The organism is Dolichospermum sp. UHCC 0315A, from assembly GCF_008121535.1.
GTDB lineage: Bacteria > Cyanobacteriota > Cyanobacteriia > Cyanobacteriales > Nostocaceae > Dolichospermum > Dolichospermum lemmermannii.
In genome coordinates, this window is record NZ_CP043056.1 from 2,298,176 (window position 1) to 2,321,983 (window position 23,808).

Below are 23,808 nucleotides of genomic sequence, written 5' to 3' on the forward strand. Positions count from 1 at the left end.
CCGCGTTCACGCAGTGTCCCGCAGGGATACGTTTACGTTCCACAACCCAACCTACGGAACTAAACTCTGTTTTTGTAGCAAAAATTAATTATAACTATGCCCTACAGTGATTTTACACTAAAAAAAGTCCGTCAGGATTTAGCGATCGCCATCCATGAAGGAGGACGGTTTTTTCCAGATGTACCTCCTGTAAAACCTGATGATTTGCTACGTCAAGAACTAGAAGAAGGTTTACCATTGGTACTTGCAAGGGGTAGTGAAAAAGCCCGTTCTGAATGGATTATTAGCCCTGTATTAACAGCAGTTCGACGATTATTAGATCGTCAAATTAGCCTTTTTTCTGGAGAAGATTTTACCGTTGATTCTAGTATTGGACTCAATGGTATTTGTGACTTTCTGATTAGTAAATCACTAAGCCAATTAGAAATTCAAGCTCCAGTAGTTATAATTATAGAAGCAAAAAAAGAAAATCTTAATGGTGGTTTAGGTCAGTGTATTGCAGAAATGGTAGCTGCCCAAAAATTTAATGCTGCTAATAATGTCAACATTCCCATAATTTTCGGTTCTGTCACCAGTGGAACTACTTGGAAATTTTTAAAACTGGAGGGTAATTCAGTCACTATTGATATTACTGAATATCCATTGCCACCAGTTGAGCCAATTTTATCATTTCTAACGTGGATGTTATCAGTAAATTAATATTGTTTTTAAATTCTGTAAATCCTGATATAGCTACGCTATCAGACAATAATATGATGTTGGGTAACATAGGTCAACCCAACCTACTGGAAATTTACACCTTCATAAATATCATTGAAGGGAATTTGAAAATCTATGGATTTTAAAGACAATATATCATTTACTGATTCATATTCAGTTAATACCCATTGTCCTTCGGCATTTTTAGCAAATTGTTCAATAAAATATTCATATTGGTTAATCATAATATATTCCTTTAATTCAGGAAGAGAACGATAAAATCTAAATTTGTCGGTTTTATCATAATTTATAGTTGATTTAGATAACACTTCGACAATCATTAACGGATTTGTGACTTGAGTAGTTCCAGTTCCTTGATATATTGGTTCTCCTTGAATTACCATAATATCTGGATAAGTATAGATTTGATAACGTTGTAGCCATAATTTAACATCACCCATATAAATCTTGTAATTTTGATTCCGCATTTTTAATTTAAAATGTAGATAAAAATTACCTGCGATTTCATTATGATTCGTAGTTCCACCACTCATAGGTATAATCTCTCCGTGTATATATTCGTTTTTAACTTCTGATTTTTCTTCTAGTTCTAAATATTCTTCTGGAGTATAGTATTTGCTGGATGTTTGAATTTGCATATCAACCTCATATTTTTAATTTCCATTACCCAGGATAATGCTTGGCTAAAAATTCTTGTGCTTCAGCTTTATCTTTAATTATACCATCTACAGTAGCAGTTAATAAATCATCAAGCATTTGCTTATATTGGGGACTAGGTTTATAACCCAATTGTTTTAAATCATTCCCATTTAACAGCGGTTGAATATTTCCCCAATTTGTTAAATATTGCCAAATCCGTCTTCTGATTTTGCGGGGACTTTGTAAAGCAATTAAGATTAAAGTCTGCAAATCATATCTTTTGAGTAAATAAATAGTTTGACTGGGTTTTTCAAAAGTTGGTAATAACGTAATTATCTCAGCTTGAATTTGAGATAATTTATCTAATCTGACAATACTATCATCAACTAATTGCAGATTTCTAGCTACTTTTCCCCGATATTCTGGTTGTAAATAGGCAATTAATACTTCTAGACGCATTTGCCAATTTATTAAAGTTTGTTTTTTGTCAAATTTCCTTAAACAGTGTTTTAATAAATTTAATTGTCGAGAAAGTTCCACATCTAATTTTAAAGTAGGATGAATACATTGTAAAGCCCCCAAATTATCCAATAATTCTAAAGCTGATTGCCAATAATCTGCTGCTAATATATATTTTAATTCAGTTTTTAGTCGAGTTTGCAAAGCCGGAGTTTTACTATTTTCTTGACTAGTGCGATCATAAACTCCACTATTTATAGCATAACGAATATAAGTTTCTGTTTGTGGTTCTAGAGAAAATCCAAACCGCACTGCAAACCGCACACCGCGATAAATCCGAGTCGGATCTTCAATAAAACTATTAGCGTGTAAAATTCTAACTTGCTGATTTTGTAAGTCTATAAAACCACCAAAGAAATCTAATAATTCACCAGCACGAGGAGAAGTTAACCTTAAAGCCATGGCATTAATCGTAAAATCTCGCCGATATAAATCTTGCCGAATAGAACTAGCTTCGACCTCTGGATTAGCTGCTGGGTAAGGATAAAACTCAGTTCTAGCTGTGGCAATATCCACCCATAAGGAATCTAATACTAAATCTTTATGCCATAACAAAGCCGCAGTTTGAAAAGCACCATGAATTTCTAATCTGGCATTTTGATAAATTTGCTGTAAGGCTTTAGCTAATTCTACCCCTGCACCAACGTCTGCGGTTTTATGAAAACCATCAACGACTAAATCAATATCATTAATCATCAAACTGCGATTTTCCGCTTTTGATAATAGCAAATCTCGCACTGCACCACCAACTAAATAAAGATGCCAACCGCGTTTTTCTGCTTCTTGCGATGCTGTAGTCAGTAATTGCCAAAGTTGCGGTGTCAGACGTTTTTCTAATTCATTATTCAGTCCTAAATCCTGAGAATCTTTTTCAGTTATTGATTCTAAATTTTGAATTGTTAATTGATGTAATTCTCTTAAAATATCGGTGCGAGTAACAATACCAACTAATTGCCCCTTTTCTAATACTGGTAATCTGCCAATATCATAAGTCACCATTAAAGACTCAATTTCTGGTAAAGAGGTGTCAGGGGTAATTGTCTTTAAATTACTTGTCATATAACCTTTAACTGGTGCATGACTAAACCCATGATGTAAAGCAATATCTAAATCCCGTCGGGAAATAATTCCGATTAATAAATCTTGATTATTCACTACAGATAAACCTGAATGTCCATAACGTAATAAAATCCGCTGGGCTTCGGCTATAGTAGTATCAGGGCGAATTGTCCGCACTGGAGAAGACATCAAATCTCTAGCTGTGGGAGGATGGGGAATTTGGGCTTTTAAACCATCTAATAATTGTTGTAAAATTGGTTGGGAATCTGTAGTGCGAAGATTAAAAGATGCGGCTTGAGAATGTCCACCACCACCATGAGGTTGAAATAAGGAATTAAGATTTGTTTGGGGAATTTGCGTTCTGCCAATTACTGTTAAGCGCCAATCATTTTCATCTAAAGAATATTCATTTGCTAACAGTACAGCATCGGTTTCTGTTAAATCAATAATTTCGGAAGCTAAACCTGATAAACCTGGGACAAAACCATCGGTTTTTAGTGTTACCCAAGCAATGGTATATCCCCGCAAACACAGATATTGTAAATTTTCTAAAGCTACAGTTAATAATTGTTGTAATTGTGGTGATAAACCAGGATCACGATAAGTAGAAATAACTGATAAATTTGCCCCCTGCTGCATTAGCCAAGCCAACGCTAAAGCATCTCTGGCTGTAGATTGTTTATAGGTTAATGAACCTGTATCCACATGAATACCCAAAGCCATTACAGTTGCTTGGGCAGAATTTAAAGAAATATTATTTTTTTGCAATTCTTCTACCATTAAGGTAGTTGTCGCCCCCACTTCGTCAATATATAATTGAGTGCTGGGAATGTCTCTTTCCTGTCCAAAATGATGATCGTAAACGATGATTTCTTGAACACTGGGTAAATCGAACCAGATAGCGGCTTTACCGAGGCGATCGCGCTTTTGAGTATCCACAACCATTAAAGAGCGAATTTTTTCAGGATTTACCGAACGTCTTTCAATCAACGGATACTCGTCACGATGTAACGCTAAAAAGTCCCGTACAGGAGGATGTGCGCCCCCAGTCAAGACAATTTTACTCCCTGGTTTGAGACAAGTTAACCCTACCGCTGCCCCCAAAGCATCAAAATCCGCAGTTGTGTGACAAAGAATTAAATCCATATATTTTTAAGATAGGAGTCAGGAGTCAGGAGTCAGGAGGAAGAAGGAAGAAGGAAGAAGGAAGAAGGAAGAAGGAAGAAGGAAGAAGGAAGAAGGAAGAAGGAAGAAGGAAGAAGGAAGAAGGGGTTCAGGAGGAAGGAGTTCAGGAGTTCAGGAGGAAGGAAGAAGGAGTTCAGGAGTCAGGTAACAGAGAATATAATTTTTATCCTAATCAATTTCCCAATCACCAATCACCAATCACCAATCACCAATCACCAATCACCAATCACCAATCACCAATCACCAATCACCAATTACCAATCACCAATTACCAATCACCAATCACCTAAAGAAAAAACAGATTGGCGGATCAGAAGTGAGCAACTGTTACAACCAGACGTAAAATATTAATTGATCAGGTGATGCCTTATGAGTTCATAAGGTTCACTGAAAACCCTAGACTGTTTATACAGCAGCAGTTCTGGGAAAACTAAGATTTAGTTATGTTGGGAAAAACAAAATGAGCATAGTATTTCAAATCGCTTTAATATCATTAGTCTTGTTCTCCTTCGTGCTTGTGATTGGTGTACCTGTTGTTTACGCCACTCCTCAAAACTGGGTAGAATCTAAAAAACTACTCTGGGTTGGTTCGGGTATTTGGGCGGCTTTAGTCGTGTTAGTTGGTATATTAAACTTTTTTGTGGTTTAGTTGAATGCTTTAATCATTTACTAACGCATACCATATACTCTATTAAGAGCAGAAAAGCTTAGGTAAGGAGTTAAACAGAAAAAATTTTCTTTTTCTAAACTACTTTTTCCTGATTGTGCTTTTCTGCTCTTCTATTTTGATGGCAGAAAAGTATATTGGTAAAGCAGTTATTGTAAATTTATTTAGAGGCAGTTATGGCAGTTTTTGAAGGAAATTTTCAGCACACCGAGTCTTTGCGCTTTGCATTGATCATCGCTCGCTTTAATGATCTTGTCACCATGAAACTCGTAGAAGGATGTAAAGATTGCTTAAAACGTCATGGTATAGATCCTGATCCAGAAGGACAGCAAGTAGACTATGTTTGGGTTCCCGGTAGTTTTGAAGTTGCCAATATAGCCCGTCAATTAGCAATGTCTGGCCGTTATGATGCCATAATTTGCCTGGGTGCAGTCATCAAAGGACAAACACCGCATTTTGATTATGTATCATCGGAAGTTTCTAAAGGTATTGCTGCGGCCAGTTTCCAAACAGGTGTGCCGGTAATTTTCGGGATTTTGACCACAGATACCATGCAGCAAGCCCTAGAACGAGCCGGCATCAAGAGTAATCATGGTTGGGAATATGCCATGAACGCCATAGAAATGGCGACTCTCATGCGGCAATTACGCCCGAATTTAGCAGGTTAATTGGGTAATGGGTGATAGGTAATGGGTAATTGGTAATTGGTAATTGGTAATTGGTAATTGGTAATTGGTAATTGGTAATTGGTAATTGGTAATTGGTAATTGGTAATGACAACGGACAACTGTACGGGCGAAGCATTTGGAGAACTATTTTTGGCAATGACCGATAATTTATCTTCCAAATGCTTCGCCCCTACTGACAAAAAAATAATTTAATTTAGGGGTTGACAAACCTGAATATATCTGGAATAATAAGTCTATTGGTAAGTTCGCGGGTGTAGCTCAGTGGTAGAGCGCAACCTTGCCAAGGTTGATGTCGTGGGTTCGAATCCCATCACCCGCTTTTTAGCTTAACCGACAGAAGCCCCACGTCTGACCCGATAGGGCAGCGGGGCATGAATGGCGCGTGAATTGACGACGGTTTTCCGACCAACGCGACAGCAAGGAAGGAAAACATGGAGACAATTCCCAAAATTTGTGTTATGAATTGAATATCTCGGCAAGGCAAGAGAATAGCGATAACCAAGCTAGATACATGATCATTTTTGTTGATTAACCTTGATTTTGCCTTTGGAACGAGGGGTCAGCCTATCGCCTTAACATCAGTCTTGTTGTTCTCGAAGAGCAAAAAGCTGTTAACTGGGTAGGAAGCCTATACTTACCCGCAAGGGAAGTGTAGGTAGTTCACTTAAAGTTGATATATTAAAGTAACACTAAAAGATTTTCCATCTCTACTAAATTGGTAGATGATGGATTTTTAAGTTGGGATAGTTTGTTATTAGACTTTCCCAGCTATATCATTAGACGTAATTTTAGAGTTTCCCATACTGATTTTCAGGAAAATTGGGGAATAATGTAAAAAAACCGCCCAAGTTATTTATCTCGCTTGTGCAACCTCAAAAACCGGATAAAATTGACTTAAATACGGAATACGCTTGTCCTTGTCGTCGCAAGGGACATTTGATTCCTATCACGCTAACAGAAGCTTTCGGATGCGATCGCTGTCAGCAGATTTTTGTTGTCGAAGAAAATGGATATGTATTAGAGCAACTTTCTACTACCTATCCATATAAACGTGCTTGGCGCTGGAAAGGCAATAATTGGCAAATTGTTCAACCCGGATTAGGACAAAACTATTTGCCAGTAGCACTCAGCATTATTTTTGTGTTAGTGATTATATGGCTACCATTAGCTCTACGATTGGCTAATAGTTCCAATATCATAGCTTGGACAATTGTAGCAGTGCTATTGGTAATTCTGCCAGCACTAATGGTCTGGCTTACTTACAGACGTTAACTCCATGACAGGTGAAGTGATTGATGATTACCCCGAACCTATGACAAGTGCTAACCGCGCTTTTCAGGCTTCCCTGAAATTGGGAACGACTAAGGGGATAGATAGGAGTCGCGCTGTGTTAGCAATGGCACAAGCGATAGAAAGTGATTTTGATGAAATTCTCGAAGCTAATACTCTGGATTTAGAAGCAAGTCGAGAAATGGCAGTTCCCGAATTAATTTTGGACTGGTTGAAGCTAACTCCCTCTCGGTTGGAGAATACTATTAAGATTCTGCAACGATTGGGAGAATTATCTGATCCTTTACGACGGGTGAGAACTGCTGATTATCAACAGGAAGACTCTCAAAGTTATACTCAATTAATGCCTTTAGGGGTGATTGCCTTTATTTATGAGGCTTTCCCCGATTTAGGGGCGATCGCTGCTGGTTTTTGCATAAAAACTGGCAATAGTATTATTCTTAAAGGTAGTACGGAAGCTAGTAACTCCAATACAGCGATCGCTAACGCCCTGCAAACAGCCATTACAAAAGTCGGATTACCCGCAGGTTGTGTAGAATTAATCACCGCTGAACATGGTGCTTCAGTGCGAGACTTAGTTACCCAAGATCAGTATTTAAGTTTAGTTATTCCCTACGGACGTTCCAGTTTAATTCAACAGGTGGTCAGACAAGCAACCTGCCCAGTGTTAAAATCAGCAATGGGTAATTGTTATCTGTATTGGTCAATCAACAGTAGCTTAGAAATGATTCGCTGGATGATTATGGATAGCCATGAAAGCGAACCAGATCAAGTCAATGCCATTGAAAAAGTTTTAGTGCATCGTCAAGCCTTACCATCTTCCTTATCAGTGCTGTGGAGTAGTTTAAAAGAAAAAGGTTTTCAACTCAAAGGAGATGCAGAACTAGTTGCAGCATTTCCCCAATTGCAATTAGCCAAAGATGAAGAATGGGGAACACCGTATTTAACCAAAACAGTAGCTTTTAAGTTAGTAGATAGTTTAGAAAGTGCGATCGCTTGGATTAATCAATATAGTAGCAGTCATGCTGATAGTATTGTCACCGAATCCTACCAAGAAAGTCGCCAATTTGCATTAGGAGTAAATAGCGCCTCTACCTACATAAATGCTTCCCCGCGTTTTTCCCGTCACTCCTCACGAGGAGAGGCTGTATTTTTAGGAATGTCCAATCAAAAAGGACATCGCAGGGGATTTATTAGTTTGGAAACATTGACAACCGTGAAGCATATTGTTCAGGGAAATGGACGGTTTTAGGGAGAATGTCTGAATCAGGTGGTTATCCAGCGAAGTCGAGATAACCACCTGATTCAGACAAATTCCTATCCTGAAAATCCTTAAATCCTGAGTATCCTGATTCAGACAAATTCACATCCTGAAAATCCTAAAATCCTGAAAATCCTGATTCAGACAAATTCCTATCCTGAAAATCCTAAAATCCTGAAAATCCTGATTCAGACAATTAAATAATATATAGTAGTTTACAGGTAAAAACCATGAATACACTGTACAATTCTGATTTTTATGGATGGACAAAAACACAAGCACAACTACTCAGAGAAGAAAAATGGGAAACACTCGATAAACTCAACTTAATTGAAGAAATAGAAACATTGGGAAGACAAGAAAGAAGAGAATTAACCAACCGTTTAGCCTTGTTATTAGGACACCTACTAAAATGGCAACATCAACCAGAAAAACGTAGTAATAGTTGGTTAGCAACAATTCGAGAACAACGGACTCAAATCAAACGAATATTAGCAGATAGTCCCAGCTTAAAATCCTATTTAGAAGAAGCCTTTTTATTAAGTTATCAAGATGGAATTAACTTAGCAGTCAAAGAAACAAACCTCCCCTATGAAACCTTTCCAGAAAATTGTCATTATGAAATCACACAAATATTAGAACCTGAATTTTTACCAGAATTGTAACCTTCTAACCTTCTTCCTTCGCGCCTTTGCACCTTAGCGTCTTTGCGCGAAACAAAATTAACTCAACCGTTCCCGCAACCACAAAGCTAACAAAGGCATAGCTAACCGATAACCATGTTCAGCATCATAAATCAAACCCTTATGCTGTAACCCAGTTAACGCACCTTGCAGACTCCCACCCCGTGAAAGACCGTGCTTTTGAATATACTCCTTACTCTGAGGTTTATCCGTAGGATCAATAGCCAAAGATTCCAATAAATGTACCTGATTTGCAGGTAACAACATCAGCAAAGATTCATAAGTCATAGATAAATCTCTCAATAATCCTGCAATAGCCTTTTGAACATCTTCCTCCCGAATTAAACCATCTGCACAACGGGACGCAGATAACCGCCGAATAATCGCCATCCCATCGCCAATATGTCCCTGTACCGCCTCTAGAAATAGCTGTAAGGCTTGACTATGACAGTCAAAGGTGAAACCTTGCGTATGTAAAATTTCCCTCGCCCACAAGGCTAAAATATCCTTAGCTAAAGGGGCTAATTGGATAGTTTCTAGGGGATAATTAGTATCATCTGAATGTTGGCTAGACTCGGCAATCGTAGCTATTAGTACATAGCTAACATGAGGATAAGCCTTAACTTCTTTCCTAAATGTAGTTTCCCATAAACCATGACGATCCCAAGAACGAATATGGGGAAAACTTTCTAAAATCAGCAATATGCGGTGATTTAAATCAACCGCCATTATTTCCAATAAGTCTAACAAACTGGCGAAAGCTTGCCATAGTTGTTCCTGTTCCAAAGAACGAATTAGTTTGAGTTGAGTTTCAGAATTAAAAGTAAAAAATGCCGATGAATTTTCATTCAGCCAAGTTTGAACTTTCTCTGCTTCCCAGTTTTGACTAATCGCTTCCGCTAGTAATTGCACAAATCTCTCTGCTTCTGTAGCGCGAATGCAGTCTATTTCCAAGATAACTGTATTCACCTCCTGTGCTGCACCTCTCACTAAAGTGCGTCTCCCACTACCAGGGACTCCAGTAATTAACAAATCACCGTCTTTTGCCAGTATTTCAATAATCCGCTGAAACTCTACAGAACGTCCAATTAATTGTAAGGGAGTAGACAAATTTAAATTCACTCGGTTCTCGCTTTTACGTAATATATTATAATAACTATTAAGCTAAATTTAAAGGCAACTATGGTTAGTACAATCACTAAACCAAACAATATTACCCCAGAAACTACCCCCGCAGAACAGCGAGTAGTTTTCCACAATATCAGTTGGCAAAATTATCAGCAAATTTTAGCAGCATTAGGGCAAAGTCGTTCCTCTCGACTTATCTATGATCAAGGGACATTAGAAATTACTATGCCATTAGAAGAACATGAAAGTGCTACCAGATTAATTGAACTATTTATCCGCATTTTGGTAGAAGAAAGTGGATTGAAAATTAAAACAATGGGTTCAACTACCTTAAATCGTGATGATTTACAAAGAAGTGCTGAACCTGATAATTGTTATTACATTCAAAATCAACCTCAAGTAGTTGGGAAAAAAGTTGATTTAAATGAAGATCCACCACCAGACTTAATTGTAGAAGTAGATATTACTCATACTGACATCAATAAACTTGCTTTTTATGCCAGCATGGGTGTACCAGAATTTTGGCGTTATAACGGTGAAATAGTGCTATTTTATCAACTTCAAAATCATCAATATGTTGAAGGAGAAAAAAGTCCCACATTTTCTATAATCACCAAAGCAAAACTTTATCAATTTTTGCAAGATTGCCAAATAGATGAAGTGCAAGCTAGTAAGTCCTTTCGTACCTGGGTACAACAGGAAATACAGAATTAGAAATAATTGCATAGTAGGGGCGGGGTTTTCCCCACCCTGACAATTTGCTTAACTAGCTAACAGTGTCTTTTCCAAAGGAGTCCAGCGGAAAATGCGATCGCCACCTCTCTCAATTACCACCTTAACCCGTGGTTCTAACTTAGGCAAATTCATCAAATACTCAACTTCCTGATCAGAAAGAATATTTCCCTCAATAATCCACAACACCAACCCCTTAGACTTAGGAGGTAATTGTGCCAAATGAGAACTGATCATTGGTGGTAAATAATATACATCACCCACCGCCGCACCACTACTATTGCTTCTTTTGCCTAAATGTGGTGGTCTAACACCATGAACTTGCATCAGATACGCAGCCACATCACCCAGTCCCCTCGCAGTAATATGCAATGCCACATAGCCAGTTGACCGTAATCGGCGCAAATAGCGACCTTCATAGCCCCCCTCCAGAGGAACATAAACACCCAACGCCCCAAATTTCTCCAAATTGCGGATGAAACCGTTGCCAGTGGTAATTAGTGCCATAGATTTTTCTCCTATCCCACTTAGATATCTCTATTATTCACTCTCTAGTGGTAGATTAAGTTAAATGAAGCAGGATATTTTTCCCAATCTTGAAAATTCGGAACCGGAATATGGGTAATTTTTCCTACCTCCGCCTCAGCATCCCATCATAAAGCAAAAAAATACTGGACAAAAAGTCATGAATAGTTTATATTATTAGATTGTGACCGAATAGTATAATTAGCTAGGCATCTTTCTTATTTAGAGTTTCTAGTTAGTCCTAGTAGTCTGTCAAATTTATTTTGACGGGTTTTTGGTAGTGCGGGCATCTTGCCCGCGTGAGCGAGACGCTCACACTACAGTCCGTCATTTTTGGATTGACAGACTACTAGCATCTGAGTTTCTAGTTAGTTTCCCTAAAAGAATAAAACTGGCTGACTCCATAAGAGACTGCTAAACTAAAAAAGCTTTCAGGTCAAATCAAGAGCCAAATTCATATTTAAGCTCTCACACCAAATCACTCCCGTAAATCCTAAAAAAATTAGGCAAAATCTTAAACAATAGTTTAGGGTATGAAAATAAGTAGTTCCTTAGCAATAATGTTGGTTTCATGGCATTATGTTAAGACTAAGGAAAAGGATACTGAGGGTCAATAACCACTTAAGTCCTGCTACCACGGTAGAGTGCCAAAGCAACTGCTTGGACAAAAGCATTGCTGCACACAGCGCAAAGCCATCAAGCCTCGCATTGGATTCCAGAAGTAATACCTTCTCCATAGAGTAGGCACTTATTCCTGTTATTGTGATTGAGTAAGTGAAAATAAACAAACTCACTAAAGCAAAAGGGACAAAAATTGTTGCGTCGCCGAGAATTTGCACTGTCTAACGCCAGTCCAAATTTCAGAGGTAAAGTTTACACTCAAGCGACAGTGACAAAACCTGTCCCCATTCGACTTCCAAAAAAATAGAACGAAAGGAGAACCAGTAACTGTGTCTGTAGGTATTCTCGGCACCAAGCTGGGCATGACCCAAATATTTGATGAAGCAGGAGTCTCCATTCCTGTTACCGTCATCAAAGCCGGTCCATGCACCGTTACACAAGTTAAAACGAAACAGACCGACGGTTACTCTGCCATTCAGGTTGGTTATGGCGAAGTTAAACCCAAGTCACTGAACAGACCATTGTTGGGACATTTGGCTAAATCCTCCGCCCCACCAGTCCGTCATCTGAATGAATATCGCACCGATAGCACTGGTGATTATGCTTTAGGTCAAGAAATTAAAGCAGATATTTTTAGTGCTGGTGAAATTGTAGATGTAGTTGGTACAAGTATTGGTCGCGGTTTTGCCGGTAACCAGAAGCGTAACAACTTTGCTCGCGGTCCCATGTCACACGGTTCCAAAAACCATAGAGCGCCAGGTTCTATCGGTGCTGGGACAACCCCAGGTCGTGTTTATCCCGGTAAAAGGATGGCAGGACGTTTGGGCGGTACTCGTGTCACAATTCGCAAACTGACAGTAATACGAGTAGATGCAGAACGCAACTTAATCATCATTAAAGGAGCTATTCCTGGCAAACCAGGAGCTTTAGTGAGCGTCGTTCCTGCAACTATAGTTGGCAAAAAATAGTCATTTAGTCATTGGTTAGGGGCAAAAAAAGACAACTAACAACTGACAACTGACAACTGACAAAGGACACAAAGATGGTAGAGAGTGTAATTAAAAATTGGCAAGGAGAGCAAGTCGGAGAGACAAGCTTCGACCTCCGGGTTGCCAAAGAAACAACAGCGGCGCATATCGTACACCGCGCCCTAGTCAGACAAATGACCAATTCTCGCCAGGGAACTGCCAGCACTAAAACTCGTGCAGAAGTTCGTGGTGGTGGTCGTAAACCTTGGCGGCAAAAAGGCACAGGTCGCGCCCGTGCTGGTTCTATCCGTTCACCATTATGGCGTGGTGGTGGTGTGATCTTTGGACCAAAACCCAGAGATTTCGACCTAAAAATGAACCGTAAAGAACGCCGTTTGGCATTGCGGACAGCATTTGTTGGCCGTGCTGAAGATTTAATAGTTGTTGAAGAATTTAGCAACGAGTTACAGCGTCCTAAAACCAAGGATCTCGTAGCAGCATTAGCTAGATGGGGTGCAACATCAGAACAAAAGACACTGTTGATTTTGTCTGAAATAGCAGAAAACGTGCTTTTATCAGCCCGTAACATCGAAAACTTAAAACTGATTCCCGCCGACCAGTTAAACGTTTACGACTTGCTCCACGCTGACAAAATTATCGTCACATCATCAACCCTAGATAAGATCCAGGAGGTCTACAGTGCCTAAAGTAGTTGCCACCCGTGATCTACCGGATTTAGTGCGTCGCCCCATTCTCACCGAAAAAGCGACCATGCTCATGGAACAAAACAAATACGTATTTGAAGTCATTCCTAAAGCCACTAAGCCACAAATTAGAGCCGCCATTGAAGACCTATTTGCAGTTAAGGTCGTCAAAGTCAATACCGCTAACCCTCCACGCAAACAAAAACGCGTAGGTAGATTTATTGGTTATAAACCCCAATATAAGCGAGCTATTGTCACCGTTGCTCCTGGGGACGAAGAAAAAATCAGAAAAGTTCTCTTCCCAGAAGTTTAAGAATTTTAGATTAGAGATTTGCAATTGGGCTAATAAATAATTGCCAAAAAACAATTAAAAATCGAAAATCGAAATCAAAAAAATTCTGAATTAAAAATTCAAAACTCCAAAATCACTTATGGGTACTCGTTCTTATCGCCCTTATACCTCCAGTACTCGCCAAGTTATCATCTCCGATTTTGCCGAAATTACGAAAACTGAGCCAGAAAAATCATTAACTGAATCAGTTCATCGTCCTAAAGGTCGGAACAATCAAGGGCGGATAACCAGCCGTCGTCGGGGTGGCGGACACAAACAACTATACCGCATTATCGACTTTAAGCGAGATAAGCGGAATATGGCCGCTACAGTTACAGCCATTGAATACGATCCTAACCGCAATGCGCGGATCGCTTTAGTGTTGTACGAAGATGGCGAAAAACGCTACATCTTGCAAACAAATGGCATGACTGTAGGCACAAAGATAATTGCTGGACCTGAGTCTCCTATCGAAGATGGTAATGCCTTACCTCTATCGAATATGCCCTTGGGTACTAGTGTTCACAACGTCGAAATGACACCAGGTAAAGGTGGTCAAATCGTGCGGGCTGCTGGTGCAGTAGCTCAAGTTGTCGCTAAAGAAGGCAACTATGTAACCTTAAAGTTACCTTCAGGTGAAGTCCGCTTGATTCGGCGTGATTGCTACGCCACCATTGGACAAGTCGGTAATACAGAAGCCAGAAACCTCAGTGCTGGTAAAGCTGGACGAAATCGCTGGAAAGGCCGTCGTCCCAAGGTGAGAGGTAGTGCCATGAACCCAGTGGATCACCCACATGGTGGTGGTGAAGGTAGAGCGCCTATCGGTAGAGCCGGTCCTGTAACACCTTGGGGTAAACCTACTTTAGGGGCTAAGACACGGAATCGCAAGAAAGCCAGCACTAAATTGATTATCCGTCGTCGCCGCAAATCATCTAAACGTGGTCGTGGTGGTCGTCAGTCCTAACATCAAATTTGACAATTGACAATTAAGCATTATCAATTATCAATTGACAATAATCCCAAATCAAAAATTGAACTATGGGTCGTTCTTTAAAAAAAGGTCCTTTTGTTGCTGACCATCTGCTCAAGAAAATTGAGAAGTTAAACGCAAAAGATGAAAAACAAGTGGTCAAAACTTGGTCGAGAGCTTCGACAATTTTGCCCTTGATGGTAGGTCATACTATCGCTGTTCACAATGGACGGCAGCACATTCCCGTATTTGTCAATGAACAAATGGTCGGTCATAAGTTAGGAGAATTTGCTCCTACCCGTACCTACAGAGGTCATGGTAAAAGTGACAAAAAATCAGGGAGATAGATCAATTAAAAATTGAAAATTAAAAATTAAAACATGAGAATTTTTAATTTTTAATTCTAAATTTTTAATTGACAAACATAGAGTAAGTTATGAAAATGGCAACTGACACTACTGAAGTTAAGGCAATCGCCCGCTATATACGCATTTCTCCCTATAAAGTGCGCCGTGTACTTGATCAAATTCGCGGCCGTTCATACAGAGAAGCACTAATCCTGCTGGAATTTATGCCCTATGGCGCTTGTGACCCCATCTTAAAGGTTCTCAGAAGTGCCGCAGCTAATGCCGAGCATAATGCTGGTTTAGACAGATCCAGTTTGGTGATCAGTCAAGCCTATGCCGACCAAGGACCAGTGCTAAAACGGTTTCAACCCAGAGCGCAAGGTCGAGCTTACCAAATTCGCAAACCAACGTGTCATATCACTGTTGCTGTTTCCGCGGTTGCTACTGCTGAGTAAACAGCCATACAGGCACAAGAAAATTGCGTACAGTAAGAAATTTTAGAGGAAGCTTTTGTGGGACAGAAAATTCATCCAGTCGGCTTTCGACTGGGTATAACTCAAGAACACCAATCCCGTTGGTTTGCAGAACCTGACCGTTATCCAGAACTTCTCCAAGAAGACTACAAACTCCGTCAATACATTGAGCAAAAACTAGGTAGATACGCTCAAAATAACGCCGGTATTTCCGAAGTGAGAATTGAGCGCAAAGCTGATCAAATCGATCTAGAAGTCCGCACAGCTAGACCAGGTGTGGTTGTAGGTCGTGGTGGTCAAGGTATTGAATCATTGCGTCTTGGACTACAAGGAGCTTTGGGTGGTAATCGCCAAATTCGCATTAACGTTGTTGAAGTCCAACGAGTTGATGCTGATGCTTACCTGATTGCTGAATACATTGCTCAACAATTAGAACGTCGGGTTTCCTTCCGCCGAGTTGTGCGTCAAGCAATTCAACGCGCTCAAAGAGCAGGTGTCCAAGGAATCAAAGTTCAAGTCGGTGGTCGGCTCAACGGTGCAGAAATTGCCCGCTCAGAGTGGACTCGTGAAGGTAGAGTTCCTCTCCACACCTTACGCGCTGATATTGACTATTCTGGCTGCACAGCTAAGACAGTTTACGGAATTCTCGGAATTAAAGTTTGGGTCTTTAAAGGCGAAATTATTCCTGGACAGGAACAAGCTCCCGCTCAACCAGCTAAAGACCGTGAACGTGGAGATCGTGACCGTGAACGCGAACCCCGTCGCCGACAACAACAACGTCGTCGTCAACAGTTTGAAGACCGCTCCAATGAAGCCTAGTCAATGCTCATAGTCAGTGGTAAAAAACTGACAACTGACAACTGACAACTGACAACCGACAACTGACAAATCATGTTAAGTCCTAGAAGAACTAAATTCCGTAAACAACAACGCGGACGCATGGAAGGTCTTGCCAGCCGAGGCAGTACCCTCAACTTTGGGGATTTTGGACTCCAAGCCCAAGAACCATCTTGGATTACCTCACGGCAAATCGAGGCTTCCCGTCGGGCAATGACTCGGTATATTCGCCGGGGTGGCAAAATCTGGATTCGGATTTTCCCTGACAAACCAATCACCATGCGTCCTGCTGAAACCCGGATGGGTTCTGGTAAAGGTAACCCAGAGTTTTGGGTAGCCGTAGTCAAACCAGGCCGGATCATGTTTGAAATTGGCGGCGTTACTGAAGAAATTGCCCGCGAAGCTATGCGATTAGCTGACAGTAAGTTACCAATTAAGACCAAGTTTATTACCCGCTCTCAACCACAGGAGCAGGAGTAGTTTATGCCTCTTCCCAAGATTTCAGAAGCTAGAGAATTAAATGACGAACGGTTGGGTGAAGAAATTGTCGCTGTGAAAAGACAACTATTCCAGTTGCGCTTACAAAAAGCCACTAGACAATTAGAAAAGCCTCACCAGTTCAAACACGCACGCCATCGGCTCTCCCAATTACTGACAGTAGAAGGAGAACGGAAACGGGCAGCGAGTCTTTCAGATCAAGAACAAAAGTAGGAGATTATGGCAGTCAAAGAACGAGTTGGCTTGGTAGTGAGCGATAAAATGCAAAAAACTGTGGTAGTAGCCATAGAAAACCGCGCTCCTCACCCCAAGTACGGCAAAATCGTAGTTCAAACCCGCCGCTATAAAGTTCACGACGAAGAGAATACTTGCAAAATAGGCGACCGGGTGCGGATTCAGGAAACTAGACCCCTGAGCAAAACCAAGCGTTGGCAAGTCAAAGAAATCCTGAACATTAAAGCTACTTAGTAAACAGTTGTACCATCAGCTACAACGACCCTAGAAGAGAGACCAGTTGTGATTCAACCCCAATCTTATCTGAATGTCGCAGATAATAGCGGTGCTAAAAAACTAATGTGCATCCGCGTATTAGGTGCAGGTAACCGCCGTTATGGTGGCGTAGGCGATAGAATTATCGCTGTTGTCAAAGAGTCTTCACCCAACATGGCTGTAAAAAAGTCAGATGTGGTAGAAGCAGTAATTGTGCGTACTCGTAAAGCTATTAGTCGTGACAGTGGCATGGCTATCCGTTTTGACGATAACGCCGCAGTGATTATCAATAAAGAAGGTAATCCTAGAGGTACAAGGGTATTTGGTCCGGTAGCTCGTGAACTGCGCGACAAAAACTTTACTAAAATTGTTTCTCTGGCTCCGGAGGTGCTGTAATGGCAAAGCGCCCACAACCCAAAGTTTTTCATAAAATGCACGTCAAAACCGGTGATACTGTCCAAGTCATCGCTGGCAAAGATAAGGGTAAAGTTGGGGAAGTGATTAAAGCACTACCACAATTGAGCAAAGTCCTTGTCAAAGGTGTCAACTTTAAAACCAAGCACGTGAAACCTCAACAAGAAGGTGAATCAGGGCAAATAGTCACCCAGGAGTACCCCATTCATAGCTCCAATGTGATGCTCTATTCCACCAAGCAAAACGTCGCTAGTCGCGTTTGCTACACTTTCACCGCCGAAGGCAAGAAAGTGAGAATGCTCAAAAAAACAGGTGAAATTCTCACCAATTAAAAATTAAGAATTAAAAATTAAAAAATTCGCAATTTCAATTTTTAATTTTTAATTTGGCATTTTTAATTGGAGGAAAGCGACCCTGACCAAGCCCAGGGGATATAAGGACAAACACTATGGCGAAAACACGACTTAAAACCGTATATCAAGAGACAATTACTCCCAAATTGATTACTCAGTTTGAATACACCAACGTGCATCAAGTGCCTAAGGTGATTAAGATAACTATCAACAGAGGTTTGGGAGAATCTGCTCAAAACGCCAAATCACTAGAGGCATCTATCAGCGAAATTGCCCTGATTACTGGACAAAAACCTGTGGTAACACGGGCAAAGAAAGCGATCGCCGGCTTTAAAATTCGTCAAGGTATGCCTGTAGGGATTATGGTGACACTAAGAGGCGAACGGATGTACGCTTTCTTAGATCGTCTGATTAACCTCACACTGCCCAGAATCAGAGACTTTCGTGGGATCAGCCCCAAAAGCTTTGACGGCCGTGGCAACTACACTCTAGGTGTGCGGGAACAGCTAATTTTTCCAGAAGTGGAATATGACAGAATCGATCAAGTCCGGGGTTTAGATATTTCTATCATCACCACGGCAAAAACCGACGAAGAGGGCCGCGCCTTACTTAAGGAAATGGGAATGCCCTTTCGCGATCAATAAGTTCATCTAAAGAGGGAACGATGGCGGCTAACGACACAATTGCAGATATGCTGACGCGCATCCGCAATGCCAATATGGCAAGGCATCAAACTACGCAAGTACCAGCTACAAAGATGACTCGTAATATTGCCAAGGTACTGCGAGAAGAAGGCTTCATTGCGGAAGTTGAAGAAGCAGGAGAAGGAATTAAGCGGAACCTAGTTATTTCCCTGAAATACAAAGGTAAAAATCGCCAACCCCTAATCACTGCCCTAAAACGAGTGAGTAAACCAGGTTTGCGTGTTTACTCCAATAGAAAAGAATTACCAAGAGTGCTAGGCGGTATCGGTATTGCCATTATTTCTACATCCAGTGGGATTATGACTGACCGCGAAGCACGCCGCCAAAATCTAGGCGGTGAAGTGCTTTGCCACGTTTGGTAGTCGTCATTGGTCATTGGTCATTGGTCAGTGGCAAAACAACCAACAACTGACAACTGACAAAAAACAACTGACAAAAAACAAAAAATCATGTCTCGTATTGGTAAACGTCCAATTACCATTCCCGCCAAAGTGCAAGTGGCGATTGATGGTGTCAAAGTAGTAGTGAAAGGTCCTAAAGGCGAACTTTCCCGTCAACTACCTAAAAATGTCATAGTCTCCCAAGAAGGAGAAACATTGATAGTTACTCGTCGGGATGAAACCCGTACCTCCAGACAAATGCACGGTTTGAGCCGCACCCTAGTGGCCAACATGGTGGAGGGAGTATCCCAGGGTTTTCAACGTCGCTTGGAAATCCAAGGGGTTGGTTATCGCGCCCAACTTCAAGGCAGTAACCTAGTTTTAAATATGGGTTATAGCCATCAAGTCCAAATTGAACCTCCAGCAGGAGTTCAATTTGCGGTAGAAGGGACAACTAATGTCATAGTCAGCGGTTATGACAAAGAAATTGTCGGCAACACAGCAGCTAAAATCCGTGCCGTTCGTCCACCTGAACCCTACAAAGGTAAAGGTATTCGCTATGCAGGTGAAGTGGTCAGACGCAAAGCTGGTAAGACTGGTAAGGGTGGTAAGAAGTAAATATGAAACTTACACGCAAAGAATCAAAACAACGTCGTCATCGGCGCGTTCGTAGCAAAGTCAACGGTTCCCCAGAACGTCCACGTTTGTCCATATTCCGATCCAATGAGCATATTTATGCTCAATTGATTGATGATGCCAAGCAGGAAACTATAGTAGCGGCATCAACCGTAGAACCAGAATTGAAATCTAGCATCGCTTCCGGTGCCAACTGTGACGCATCAGTGCAAGTTGGTAAACTGGTAGCTGTCCGCGCCCTAGAAAAAGGCATCACTAAAGTCGTTTTTGACCGTGGTGGTAACCTCTATCATGGTCGCGTCAAAGCCTTAGCCGAGGCGGCACGCGAGGCTGGTTTAGATTTCTAAGTCCGTCAGTAGTCAATAGTCAGTAGCAACTGACAACTGACAACTGACAACTGACAACTGACAACTAAAAGAGAGCATTGATTATGGTAACCGGTCGTCGTAAAGCAAGCCGTACAAAAAAAGAAGAAACCACCTGGCAAGAGCGAGTTATCCAAATCCGCCGGGTGAGTAAAGTCGTCAAAGGTGGTAAAAAACTCAGCTTCCGTGCCATTGTCGTCGTCGGTAATGAACGTGGACAAGTTGGAGTCGGAGTTGGTAAGGCATCAGATGTAATTGGTGCAGTTAAAAAAGGTGTCGCTGATGGTAAAAAACATCTAATTGACATCCCGATCACCAAATCCAATTCTATTCCTCACCCCATTGATGGTGTTGGTGGCGGTGCTAAAGTCATGATGCGCCCAGCCGCACCAGGTACAGGGGTAATTGCCGGGGGTGCTGTACGGACTGTATTAGAGTTAGCAGGAATACGTAATATTCTCGCTAAACAACTAGGTTCAAACAACCCTTTGAACAACGCCAGAGCAGCAGTCAACGCTCTATCTACCCTGCGAACATTAAGTGAAGTTGCTGAAGATCGCGGTATCGCCATTGAGAAACTCTATATTTAGTCAGTCTTTGTATCAGATTCTCAATCTAAAATCCAAAATCTAAAATCTAAAATCACAAACCAAAATGAGACTTAATGATGTTAAGCCCCAAAAAGGCTCTAAAAAACGCCGTAAGCGTGTAGGTAGAGGTATTTCTGCTGGACAAGGTGCTAGTGCTGGTTTAGGGATGCGTGGTCAAAAATCCCGTTCTGGTAGTGGGACAAGACCAGGTTTTGAAGGTGGTCAACAGCCATTGTACCGCCGGATACCTAAACTCAAGGGTTTCCCCCTGATGAACCGGAGAATCTACACTACGATTAATGTAGAGAAATTAAATGATTTACCTGCTAACTCAGAGGTAACATTGGAATCCTTAAAAGCAGCGGGGATCTTAACCACTGTTAAAGGCCAATTGAAAATTTTGGGGAATGGGGAATTGAATGTTCCTCTTCAGGTAAAAGCTGCTGCTTTCACAGGCCAAGCTCGAATCAAAATCGAGGCTGCTGGTGGAAGTTGTGAAGCTGCATAAAAGTCTGAACTATGATTTTTATGATTAAGATGATTTATATGATTAGGATGATGAATGTGATTAGGATAATCATCTTCATCAAATAAATCACAAAAATCACAGTTCAGACGGCTTAATCATCTTCATCATCATGAATCACGTAAATCATAGTTAGGACTTCAAAGGTAAAACTCTATGATCAGTCGAGACAAAGCCCCAACAGCTCAAGAAACTTTTATGCAGATGGCGCAAGCAGCCGGACTGAGAGGTAGGCTGCTTGTCACTGTCGGTATTTTAATTTTGGTTCGCCTGGGTATCTTTTTGCCTGTCCCAGGAATTGATAGACCTAAGTTTGCTGAAGCTATATCGGGCAACAATTCCATCTTTGGTTTATTGGATATATTCTCTGGGCGGGGACTCTCTACTTTAGGTGTCTTTGCTTTAGGGATTTTGCCCTTTATTAATGCGTCCATTATTATCCAATTACTCACTTCTGCTCTGCCATCTTTAGAAAATCTCCAGAAAAATGAAGGCGAAGCAGGTCGGCGGAAAATATCACAAATTACCCGCTATGTGACTGTAATTTGGGCAATTATTCAAAGTGTGGCTTTTTCGGCATTATTTCTCCAACAATTTGCCAAAACACCAGGTCCGATATTCGTAGCAGAAACGGCTATCGCTCTCACTGCTGGTTCAATGTTCGTAATGTGGGCATCTGAACTGATTACAGAACGGGGTATCGGGAATGGGGCATCTTTGTTGATTTTTGTCAACATTGTGGCATCTTTACCCAAGTCTCTCGGCGATACCATTGACTTGGTACAAGTTGGTGGACGGGAAATAGTCGGGCGCGTCATCGTTCTTGTAGTGGTTTTTATGTTCACAATCGTGGGTATTGTGTTCGTACAAGAAGGAATGCGCCGCATCCCCATTATTTCTGCCCGTCGTCAAGTAGGTAGAAGAGTTTTAGCAGAACAGCGGAGTTATTTACCCCTACGTCTCAACTCTGGTGGGGTAATGCCGATTATTTTCGCAGCCGCAATCCTGAGTTTGCCACTTTTAGTCGCCAATTTCACTAAGAATCCCGAATTAGCAAACATTGTTAATACCTATTTAAGTCCTGGTGGTTCTGCACCTTGGGTATATGCCCTCGTTTACTTAACTTCCATTGTTTTCTTCAGCTATTTCTATTCTTCGTTGATTCTCAACCCAGTAGATGTGGCTCAGAATTTGAAAAAAATGGGTTCTAGTATTCCCGGTATTCGTCCCGGAAAAGCTACTAGTGAGTATATTGAACGGGTGACAAATCGCCTCACTTTTTTAGGAGCTATCTTTCTAGGTTTAGTGGCAATTATTCCCACAGCCGTAGAAAGTGCCTTAAAAGTTCCCACCTTTAAAGGACTAGGGGCAACATCTTTGTTAATTTTAGTCGGTGTGGCAATTGATACGGCTAAACAAATCCAAACTTACGTCATCTCTCAGCGTTATGAAGGAATGGTGAAACAATAGTGACGCGATTAATCTTCTTGGGACCACCGGGTGCTGGTAAAGGAACTCAAGCTCAAACCTTGGCTGCATTTTTGCAGATTCCCCATATTTCTACAGGTGACATTTTACGTCAAGCTATTCAAGAGAAAACAACTTTGGGAATGCAAGCCCAAAGTTTCATGGATAAAGGCGAATTAGTCCCCGATAAATTAGTAGAAGATATGGTAAAGGAACGCCTGCAACAATCAGATACTAAAACAGGTTGGATTTTGGACGGCTTTCCTCGTAAAGTTACACAAGCAGAGTTTCTAGCAGAATTACTTAAAAGTCTAGGACAGGGTGGTGAAAAGGTAGTCAATCTGGATGCACCAGATGAAACTGTCATTACTCGGTTATTAGGACGCGGACGAAAAGATGATACTGAAGAAGTGATTCGTCGGCGCTTGGAAGTCTACCGTGATGATACTGCACCCTTGATTAACTTTTACAGCGATCGCCAAAAACTCCTCACAGTCAACGGTAATCAGTCCCAAGAAGAAGTTTTTACTGATTTGAAAAATATCATAGCTGCTTAAAGAAACTCAGGGGTAGCGGTCTATGTCGGCAGTAAGAAAAAACAAAATTTCCCTTTGCCTTTATTACCTCGCCCCTATCTTCCACGGCGGGCGCAAGTCAATTTTAGCTAAGATGTATTAATAAACTGTTGATATTTTTCTCCAATTGTGTTCTTGCCATGAAAGTGGACAAGGACAACAGGAGATTATTGAGTTGAGGAAAAAACTTGTCTAAGCAAGATTTAATTGAAATGGAAGGGACTGTCACCGAATCGTTGCCTAATGCAATGTTTCGTGTTGACTTAGATAACGGCTTTAATGTCCTGGCACACATTTCTGGGAAAATTCGCCGTAATTACATCAAGATTTTACCTGGCGATCGCGTCAAAGTTGAATTAACACCCTACGACTTAACCAAAGGTAGAATCACCTATCGCCTGCGGAAGAAATAAAATCAATAACAGAGAATCTTACCATACATAAATCAACTGGTCTTTTTCTA

Annotated in this window: 34 protein-coding genes and 1 tRNA gene; 30 read left to right on the forward strand and 5 right to left on the reverse strand. The window is 41.0% G+C overall.

Going from position 1 to position 23,808, the window contains the following annotated elements; translation table 11 throughout:
• Positions 1 to 96 precede the first annotated feature (96 nt).
• Complete coding sequence (locus BMF77_RS11165) at positions 97 to 699, forward strand: hypothetical protein (RefSeq protein ID WP_148762841.1); 603 nt, start codon at positions 97 to 99, stop codon at positions 697 to 699.
• Positions 700 to 782: 83 nt separating this feature from the next.
• Here BMF77_RS11165 and BMF77_RS11170 read toward each other — a convergent pair whose 3' ends face one another.
• Both BMF77_RS11170 and BMF77_RS11175 read right to left on the reverse strand, forming a co-directional pair.
• Positions 783 to 1,358 carry a Uma2 family endonuclease gene (locus tag BMF77_RS11170; RefSeq protein WP_148762843.1) on the reverse strand — a complete coding sequence of 192 codons (576 nt, stop codon included), beginning with the start codon at positions 1,356 to 1,358 and terminating at the stop codon, positions 783 to 785.
• A gap of 25 nt (positions 1,359 to 1,383) precedes the next feature.
• Positions 1,384 to 4,083, reverse strand: coding sequence for a CBS domain-containing protein (locus tag BMF77_RS11175; protein WP_148762845.1), 2,700 nt, complete (start codon positions 4,081 to 4,083; stop codon positions 1,384 to 1,386).
• Here BMF77_RS11175 and BMF77_RS11180 point away from each other — a divergent pair.
• The 3 genes from BMF77_RS11180 to ribH all read left to right on the forward strand — a co-directional run bounded on the left by BMF77_RS11180 (position 4,059) and on the right by ribH (position 5,457).
• Positions 4,059 to 4,412 (forward strand): hypothetical protein, encoded by a 354-nt coding sequence (locus BMF77_RS11180; protein WP_148762847.1) that lies wholly within the window; start codon positions 4,059 to 4,061, stop codon positions 4,410 to 4,412. The genes BMF77_RS11175 and BMF77_RS11180 overlap by 25 nt on opposite strands.
• Before the next feature lie 170 nt (positions 4,413 to 4,582).
• Positions 4,583 to 4,771: a photosystem II reaction center protein PsbZ gene (gene psbZ / locus BMF77_RS11185; RefSeq protein ID WP_096669320.1), complete on the forward strand. Its 189-nt coding sequence runs from the start codon at positions 4,583 to 4,585 to the stop codon at positions 4,769 to 4,771.
• A gap of 194 nt (positions 4,772 to 4,965) precedes the next feature.
• On the forward strand, positions 4,966 to 5,457 hold the full coding sequence (gene ribH, locus BMF77_RS11190) for a 6,7-dimethyl-8-ribityllumazine synthase (protein ID WP_148762849.1): 492 nt from the start codon (positions 4,966 to 4,968) through the stop codon (positions 5,455 to 5,457).
• Here the strand turns inward: ribH and BMF77_RS11195 are convergent.
• Positions 5,454 to 5,657 carry a hypothetical protein gene (locus BMF77_RS11195; protein WP_148762851.1) on the reverse strand — a complete coding sequence of 68 codons (204 nt, stop codon included), beginning with the start codon at positions 5,655 to 5,657 and terminating at the stop codon, positions 5,454 to 5,456. The two genes, ribH and BMF77_RS11195, sit on opposite strands and share 4 nt — an antisense overlap.
• A gap of 68 nt (positions 5,658 to 5,725) precedes the next feature.
• On the opposite strand from BMF77_RS11195, the gene BMF77_RS11200 reads away from it, so the two are divergent.
• The 4 genes from BMF77_RS11200 (at position 5,726) to BMF77_RS11215 (ending at position 8,694) form a co-directional block, all read left to right on the forward strand.
• A tRNA-Gly gene (locus BMF77_RS11200) sits at positions 5,726 to 5,797 on the forward strand.
• Between the two features lie 545 nt (positions 5,798 to 6,342).
• Complete coding sequence (locus BMF77_RS11205; protein WP_015079219.1) at positions 6,343 to 6,750, forward strand: hypothetical protein; 408 nt, start codon at positions 6,343 to 6,345, stop codon at positions 6,748 to 6,750.
• A gap of 4 nt (positions 6,751 to 6,754) precedes the next feature.
• The gene (locus BMF77_RS11210; protein WP_015079218.1) at positions 6,755 to 8,020 is read left to right on the forward strand and encodes a glutamate-5-semialdehyde dehydrogenase; all 1,266 of its coding nucleotides are present in this window, start codon (positions 6,755 to 6,757) and stop codon (positions 8,018 to 8,020) included.
• A 239-nt stretch (positions 8,021 to 8,259) separates the two neighbouring features.
• Entirely contained in the window at positions 8,260 to 8,694 is a 435-nt protein-coding gene (locus tag BMF77_RS11215; protein WP_148762853.1) for a DUF29 domain-containing protein, read from the forward strand.
• Between the two features lie 57 nt (positions 8,695 to 8,751).
• On the opposite strand, the gene BMF77_RS11220 is transcribed toward BMF77_RS11215, so the two are convergent.
• Positions 8,752 to 9,834: an ATP-binding protein gene (locus BMF77_RS11220; protein WP_148762855.1), complete on the reverse strand. Its 1,083-nt coding sequence runs from the start codon at positions 9,832 to 9,834 to the stop codon at positions 8,752 to 8,754.
• A 60-nt stretch (positions 9,835 to 9,894) separates the two neighbouring features.
• Here BMF77_RS11220 and BMF77_RS11225 point away from each other — a divergent pair, with 60 nt between their 5' ends.
• Positions 9,895 to 10,554 carry a Uma2 family endonuclease gene (locus BMF77_RS11225; RefSeq protein ID WP_148762857.1) on the forward strand — a complete coding sequence of 220 codons (660 nt, stop codon included), beginning with the start codon at positions 9,895 to 9,897 and terminating at the stop codon, positions 10,552 to 10,554.
• Positions 10,555 to 10,602: 48 nt separating this feature from the next.
• Here the strand turns inward: BMF77_RS11225 and BMF77_RS11230 are convergent, their stop codons facing one another.
• Positions 10,603 to 11,079, reverse strand: a complete 477-nt coding sequence (locus BMF77_RS11230) for an NAD(P)H-quinone oxidoreductase subunit N (RefSeq protein WP_148762859.1) — start codon at positions 11,077 to 11,079, stop codon at positions 10,603 to 10,605.
• A 968-nt stretch (positions 11,080 to 12,047) separates the two neighbouring features.
• Here BMF77_RS11230 and rplC point away from each other — a divergent pair.
• The 21 genes from rplC to infA all read left to right on the forward strand — a co-directional run bounded on the left by rplC (position 12,048) and on the right by infA (position 23,758).
• Positions 12,048 to 12,686, forward strand: a complete 639-nt coding sequence (gene rplC / locus BMF77_RS11235; RefSeq protein WP_148762861.1) for a 50S ribosomal protein L3 — start codon at positions 12,048 to 12,050, stop codon at positions 12,684 to 12,686.
• Positions 12,687 to 12,760: 74 nt separating this feature from the next.
• On the forward strand, positions 12,761 to 13,393 hold the full coding sequence (rplD, locus tag BMF77_RS11240) for a 50S ribosomal protein L4 (protein ID WP_148762863.1): 633 nt from the start codon (positions 12,761 to 12,763) through the stop codon (positions 13,391 to 13,393).
• The gene (locus BMF77_RS11245) at positions 13,386 to 13,703 is read left to right on the forward strand and encodes a 50S ribosomal protein L23 (protein WP_148762865.1); all 318 of its coding nucleotides are present in this window, start codon (positions 13,386 to 13,388) and stop codon (positions 13,701 to 13,703) included. The genes rplD and BMF77_RS11245 overlap by 8 nt, the downstream gene beginning before the upstream one ends.
• 118 nt (positions 13,704 to 13,821) lie before the next feature.
• On the forward strand, positions 13,822 to 14,685 hold the full coding sequence (gene rplB / locus BMF77_RS11250; RefSeq protein WP_148762867.1) for a 50S ribosomal protein L2: 864 nt from the start codon (positions 13,822 to 13,824) through the stop codon (positions 14,683 to 14,685).
• Positions 14,686 to 14,759: 74 nt separating this feature from the next.
• Positions 14,760 to 15,038, forward strand: coding sequence for a 30S ribosomal protein S19 (gene rpsS, locus BMF77_RS11255; protein ID WP_015079209.1), 279 nt, complete (start codon positions 14,760 to 14,762; stop codon positions 15,036 to 15,038).
• Between the two features lie 95 nt (positions 15,039 to 15,133).
• Positions 15,134 to 15,493 (forward strand): 50S ribosomal protein L22, encoded by a 360-nt coding sequence (gene rplV / locus BMF77_RS11260; RefSeq protein WP_041458279.1) that lies wholly within the window; start codon positions 15,134 to 15,136, stop codon positions 15,491 to 15,493.
• Between the two features lie 57 nt (positions 15,494 to 15,550).
• Positions 15,551 to 16,330: a 30S ribosomal protein S3 gene (rpsC, locus tag BMF77_RS11265; protein WP_015079207.1), complete on the forward strand. Its 780-nt coding sequence runs from the start codon at positions 15,551 to 15,553 to the stop codon at positions 16,328 to 16,330.
• Between the two features lie 72 nt (positions 16,331 to 16,402).
• Positions 16,403 to 16,828, forward strand: coding sequence for a 50S ribosomal protein L16 (gene rplP / locus BMF77_RS11270; protein ID WP_015079206.1), 426 nt, complete (start codon positions 16,403 to 16,405; stop codon positions 16,826 to 16,828).
• Positions 16,829 to 16,831: 3 nt separating this feature from the next.
• Complete coding sequence (gene rpmC / locus BMF77_RS11275; RefSeq protein WP_148762869.1) at positions 16,832 to 17,059, forward strand: 50S ribosomal protein L29; 228 nt, start codon at positions 16,832 to 16,834, stop codon at positions 17,057 to 17,059.
• Between the two features lie 6 nt (positions 17,060 to 17,065).
• Positions 17,066 to 17,314, forward strand: coding sequence for a 30S ribosomal protein S17 (gene rpsQ, locus BMF77_RS11280; protein ID WP_015079204.1), 249 nt, complete (start codon positions 17,066 to 17,068; stop codon positions 17,312 to 17,314).
• A 48-nt stretch (positions 17,315 to 17,362) separates the two neighbouring features.
• Positions 17,363 to 17,731 carry a 50S ribosomal protein L14 gene (gene rplN / locus BMF77_RS11285; protein ID WP_015079203.1) on the forward strand — a complete coding sequence of 123 codons (369 nt, stop codon included), beginning with the start codon at positions 17,363 to 17,365 and terminating at the stop codon, positions 17,729 to 17,731.
• Positions 17,731 to 18,081 carry a 50S ribosomal protein L24 gene (gene rplX, locus BMF77_RS11290; RefSeq protein ID WP_015079202.1) on the forward strand — a complete coding sequence of 117 codons (351 nt, stop codon included), beginning with the start codon at positions 17,731 to 17,733 and terminating at the stop codon, positions 18,079 to 18,081. Before rplN ends, rplX begins: the two co-directional genes overlap by 1 nt.
• Positions 18,082 to 18,197: 116 nt before the next feature.
• Positions 18,198 to 18,746, forward strand: a complete 549-nt coding sequence (gene rplE / locus BMF77_RS11295; RefSeq protein ID WP_148762871.1) for a 50S ribosomal protein L5 — start codon at positions 18,198 to 18,200, stop codon at positions 18,744 to 18,746.
• A 20-nt stretch (positions 18,747 to 18,766) separates the two neighbouring features.
• Complete coding sequence (rpsH, locus tag BMF77_RS11300) at positions 18,767 to 19,168, forward strand: 30S ribosomal protein S8 (protein WP_015079200.1); 402 nt, start codon at positions 18,767 to 18,769, stop codon at positions 19,166 to 19,168.
• 87 nt (positions 19,169 to 19,255) lie between these two features.
• Positions 19,256 to 19,804, forward strand: coding sequence for a 50S ribosomal protein L6 (gene rplF, locus BMF77_RS11305; protein ID WP_148762873.1), 549 nt, complete (start codon positions 19,256 to 19,258; stop codon positions 19,802 to 19,804).
• Between the two features lie 2 nt (positions 19,805 to 19,806).
• Complete coding sequence (rplR, locus tag BMF77_RS11310) at positions 19,807 to 20,169, forward strand: 50S ribosomal protein L18 (protein ID WP_015079198.1); 363 nt, start codon at positions 19,807 to 19,809, stop codon at positions 20,167 to 20,169.
• Positions 20,170 to 20,252: 83 nt separating this feature from the next.
• On the forward strand, positions 20,253 to 20,777 hold the full coding sequence (gene rpsE, locus BMF77_RS11315; protein WP_148762875.1) for a 30S ribosomal protein S5: 525 nt from the start codon (positions 20,253 to 20,255) through the stop codon (positions 20,775 to 20,777).
• A gap of 64 nt (positions 20,778 to 20,841) precedes the next feature.
• Complete coding sequence (gene rplO, locus BMF77_RS11320; RefSeq protein ID WP_015079196.1) at positions 20,842 to 21,285, forward strand: 50S ribosomal protein L15; 444 nt, start codon at positions 20,842 to 20,844, stop codon at positions 21,283 to 21,285.
• A 174-nt stretch (positions 21,286 to 21,459) separates the two neighbouring features.
• A complete protein-coding gene (gene secY, locus BMF77_RS11325) occupies positions 21,460 to 22,773 on the forward strand; it encodes a preprotein translocase subunit SecY (RefSeq protein WP_015079195.1) in 1,314 nt (437 codons plus the stop codon).
• A complete protein-coding gene (locus tag BMF77_RS11330; protein WP_148762877.1) occupies positions 22,773 to 23,327 on the forward strand; it encodes an adenylate kinase in 555 nt (184 codons plus the stop codon). Before secY ends, BMF77_RS11330 begins: the two co-directional genes overlap by 1 nt.
• Positions 23,328 to 23,533: 206 nt before the next feature.
• Positions 23,534 to 23,758 (forward strand): translation initiation factor IF-1, encoded by a 225-nt coding sequence (gene infA / locus BMF77_RS11335; protein ID WP_006276978.1) that lies wholly within the window; start codon positions 23,534 to 23,536, stop codon positions 23,756 to 23,758.
• The last annotated feature ends 50 nt before the right edge of the window (positions 23,759 to 23,808 follow it).

Bases quoted from the DNA above. Each gene is read 5' to 3' on its own strand.
- BMF77_RS11165 (WP_148762841.1), top strand. From the start codon at position 97: ATGCCCTACAGTGATTTTACACTAAAAAAAGTCCGTCAGGATTTAGCG.
- rpsE (WP_148762875.1), top strand. From the start codon at position 20,253: ATGGTAACCGGTCGTCGTAAAGCAAGCCGTACAAAAAAAGAAGAAACC.
- psbZ (WP_096669320.1), top strand. From the start codon at position 4,583: ATGAGCATAGTATTTCAAATCGCTTTAATATCATTAGTCTTGTTCTCC.
- rplE (WP_148762871.1), top strand. From the start codon at position 18,198: ATGGCGAAAACACGACTTAAAACCGTATATCAAGAGACAATTACTCCC.
- ribH (WP_148762849.1), top strand. From the start codon at position 4,966: ATGGCAGTTTTTGAAGGAAATTTTCAGCACACCGAGTCTTTGCGCTTT.
- rpsH (WP_015079200.1), top strand. From the start codon at position 18,767: ATGGCGGCTAACGACACAATTGCAGATATGCTGACGCGCATCCGCAAT.
- rpsQ (WP_015079204.1), top strand. From the start codon at position 17,066: ATGGCAGTCAAAGAACGAGTTGGCTTGGTAGTGAGCGATAAAATGCAA.
- rpmC (WP_148762869.1), top strand. From the start codon at position 16,832: ATGCCTCTTCCCAAGATTTCAGAAGCTAGAGAATTAAATGACGAACGG.
- secY (WP_015079195.1), top strand. From the start codon at position 21,460: ATGATCAGTCGAGACAAAGCCCCAACAGCTCAAGAAACTTTTATGCAG.
- BMF77_RS11225 (WP_148762857.1), top strand. From the start codon at position 9,895: ATGGTTAGTACAATCACTAAACCAAACAATATTACCCCAGAAACTACC.
- BMF77_RS11215 (WP_148762853.1), top strand. From the start codon at position 8,260: ATGAATACACTGTACAATTCTGATTTTTATGGATGGACAAAAACACAA.
- rpsS (WP_015079209.1), top strand. From the start codon at position 14,760: ATGGGTCGTTCTTTAAAAAAAGGTCCTTTTGTTGCTGACCATCTGCTC.
- rplP (WP_015079206.1), top strand. From the start codon at position 16,403: ATGTTAAGTCCTAGAAGAACTAAATTCCGTAAACAACAACGCGGACGC.
- rplX (WP_015079202.1), top strand. From the start codon at position 17,731: ATGGCAAAGCGCCCACAACCCAAAGTTTTTCATAAAATGCACGTCAAA.
- rplR (WP_015079198.1), top strand. From the start codon at position 19,807: ATGAAACTTACACGCAAAGAATCAAAACAACGTCGTCATCGGCGCGTT.
- BMF77_RS11175 (WP_148762845.1), bottom strand. From the start codon at position 4,083: ATGGATTTAATTCTTTGTCACACAACTGCGGATTTTGATGCTTTGGGG.
- rplF (WP_148762873.1), top strand. From the start codon at position 19,256: ATGTCTCGTATTGGTAAACGTCCAATTACCATTCCCGCCAAAGTGCAA.
- rplV (WP_041458279.1), top strand. From the start codon at position 15,134: ATGGCAACTGACACTACTGAAGTTAAGGCAATCGCCCGCTATATACGC.
- BMF77_RS11170 (WP_148762843.1), bottom strand. From the start codon at position 1,358: ATGCAAATTCAAACATCCAGCAAATACTATACTCCAGAAGAATATTTA.
- rplD (WP_148762863.1), top strand. From the start codon at position 12,761: ATGGTAGAGAGTGTAATTAAAAATTGGCAAGGAGAGCAAGTCGGAGAG.
- rplB (WP_148762867.1), top strand. From the start codon at position 13,822: ATGGGTACTCGTTCTTATCGCCCTTATACCTCCAGTACTCGCCAAGTT.
- BMF77_RS11210 (WP_015079218.1), top strand. From the start codon at position 6,755: ATGACAGGTGAAGTGATTGATGATTACCCCGAACCTATGACAAGTGCT.
- rplO (WP_015079196.1), top strand. From the start codon at position 20,842: ATGAGACTTAATGATGTTAAGCCCCAAAAAGGCTCTAAAAAACGCCGT.
- BMF77_RS11230 (WP_148762859.1), bottom strand. From the start codon at position 11,079: ATGGCACTAATTACCACTGGCAACGGTTTCATCCGCAATTTGGAGAAA.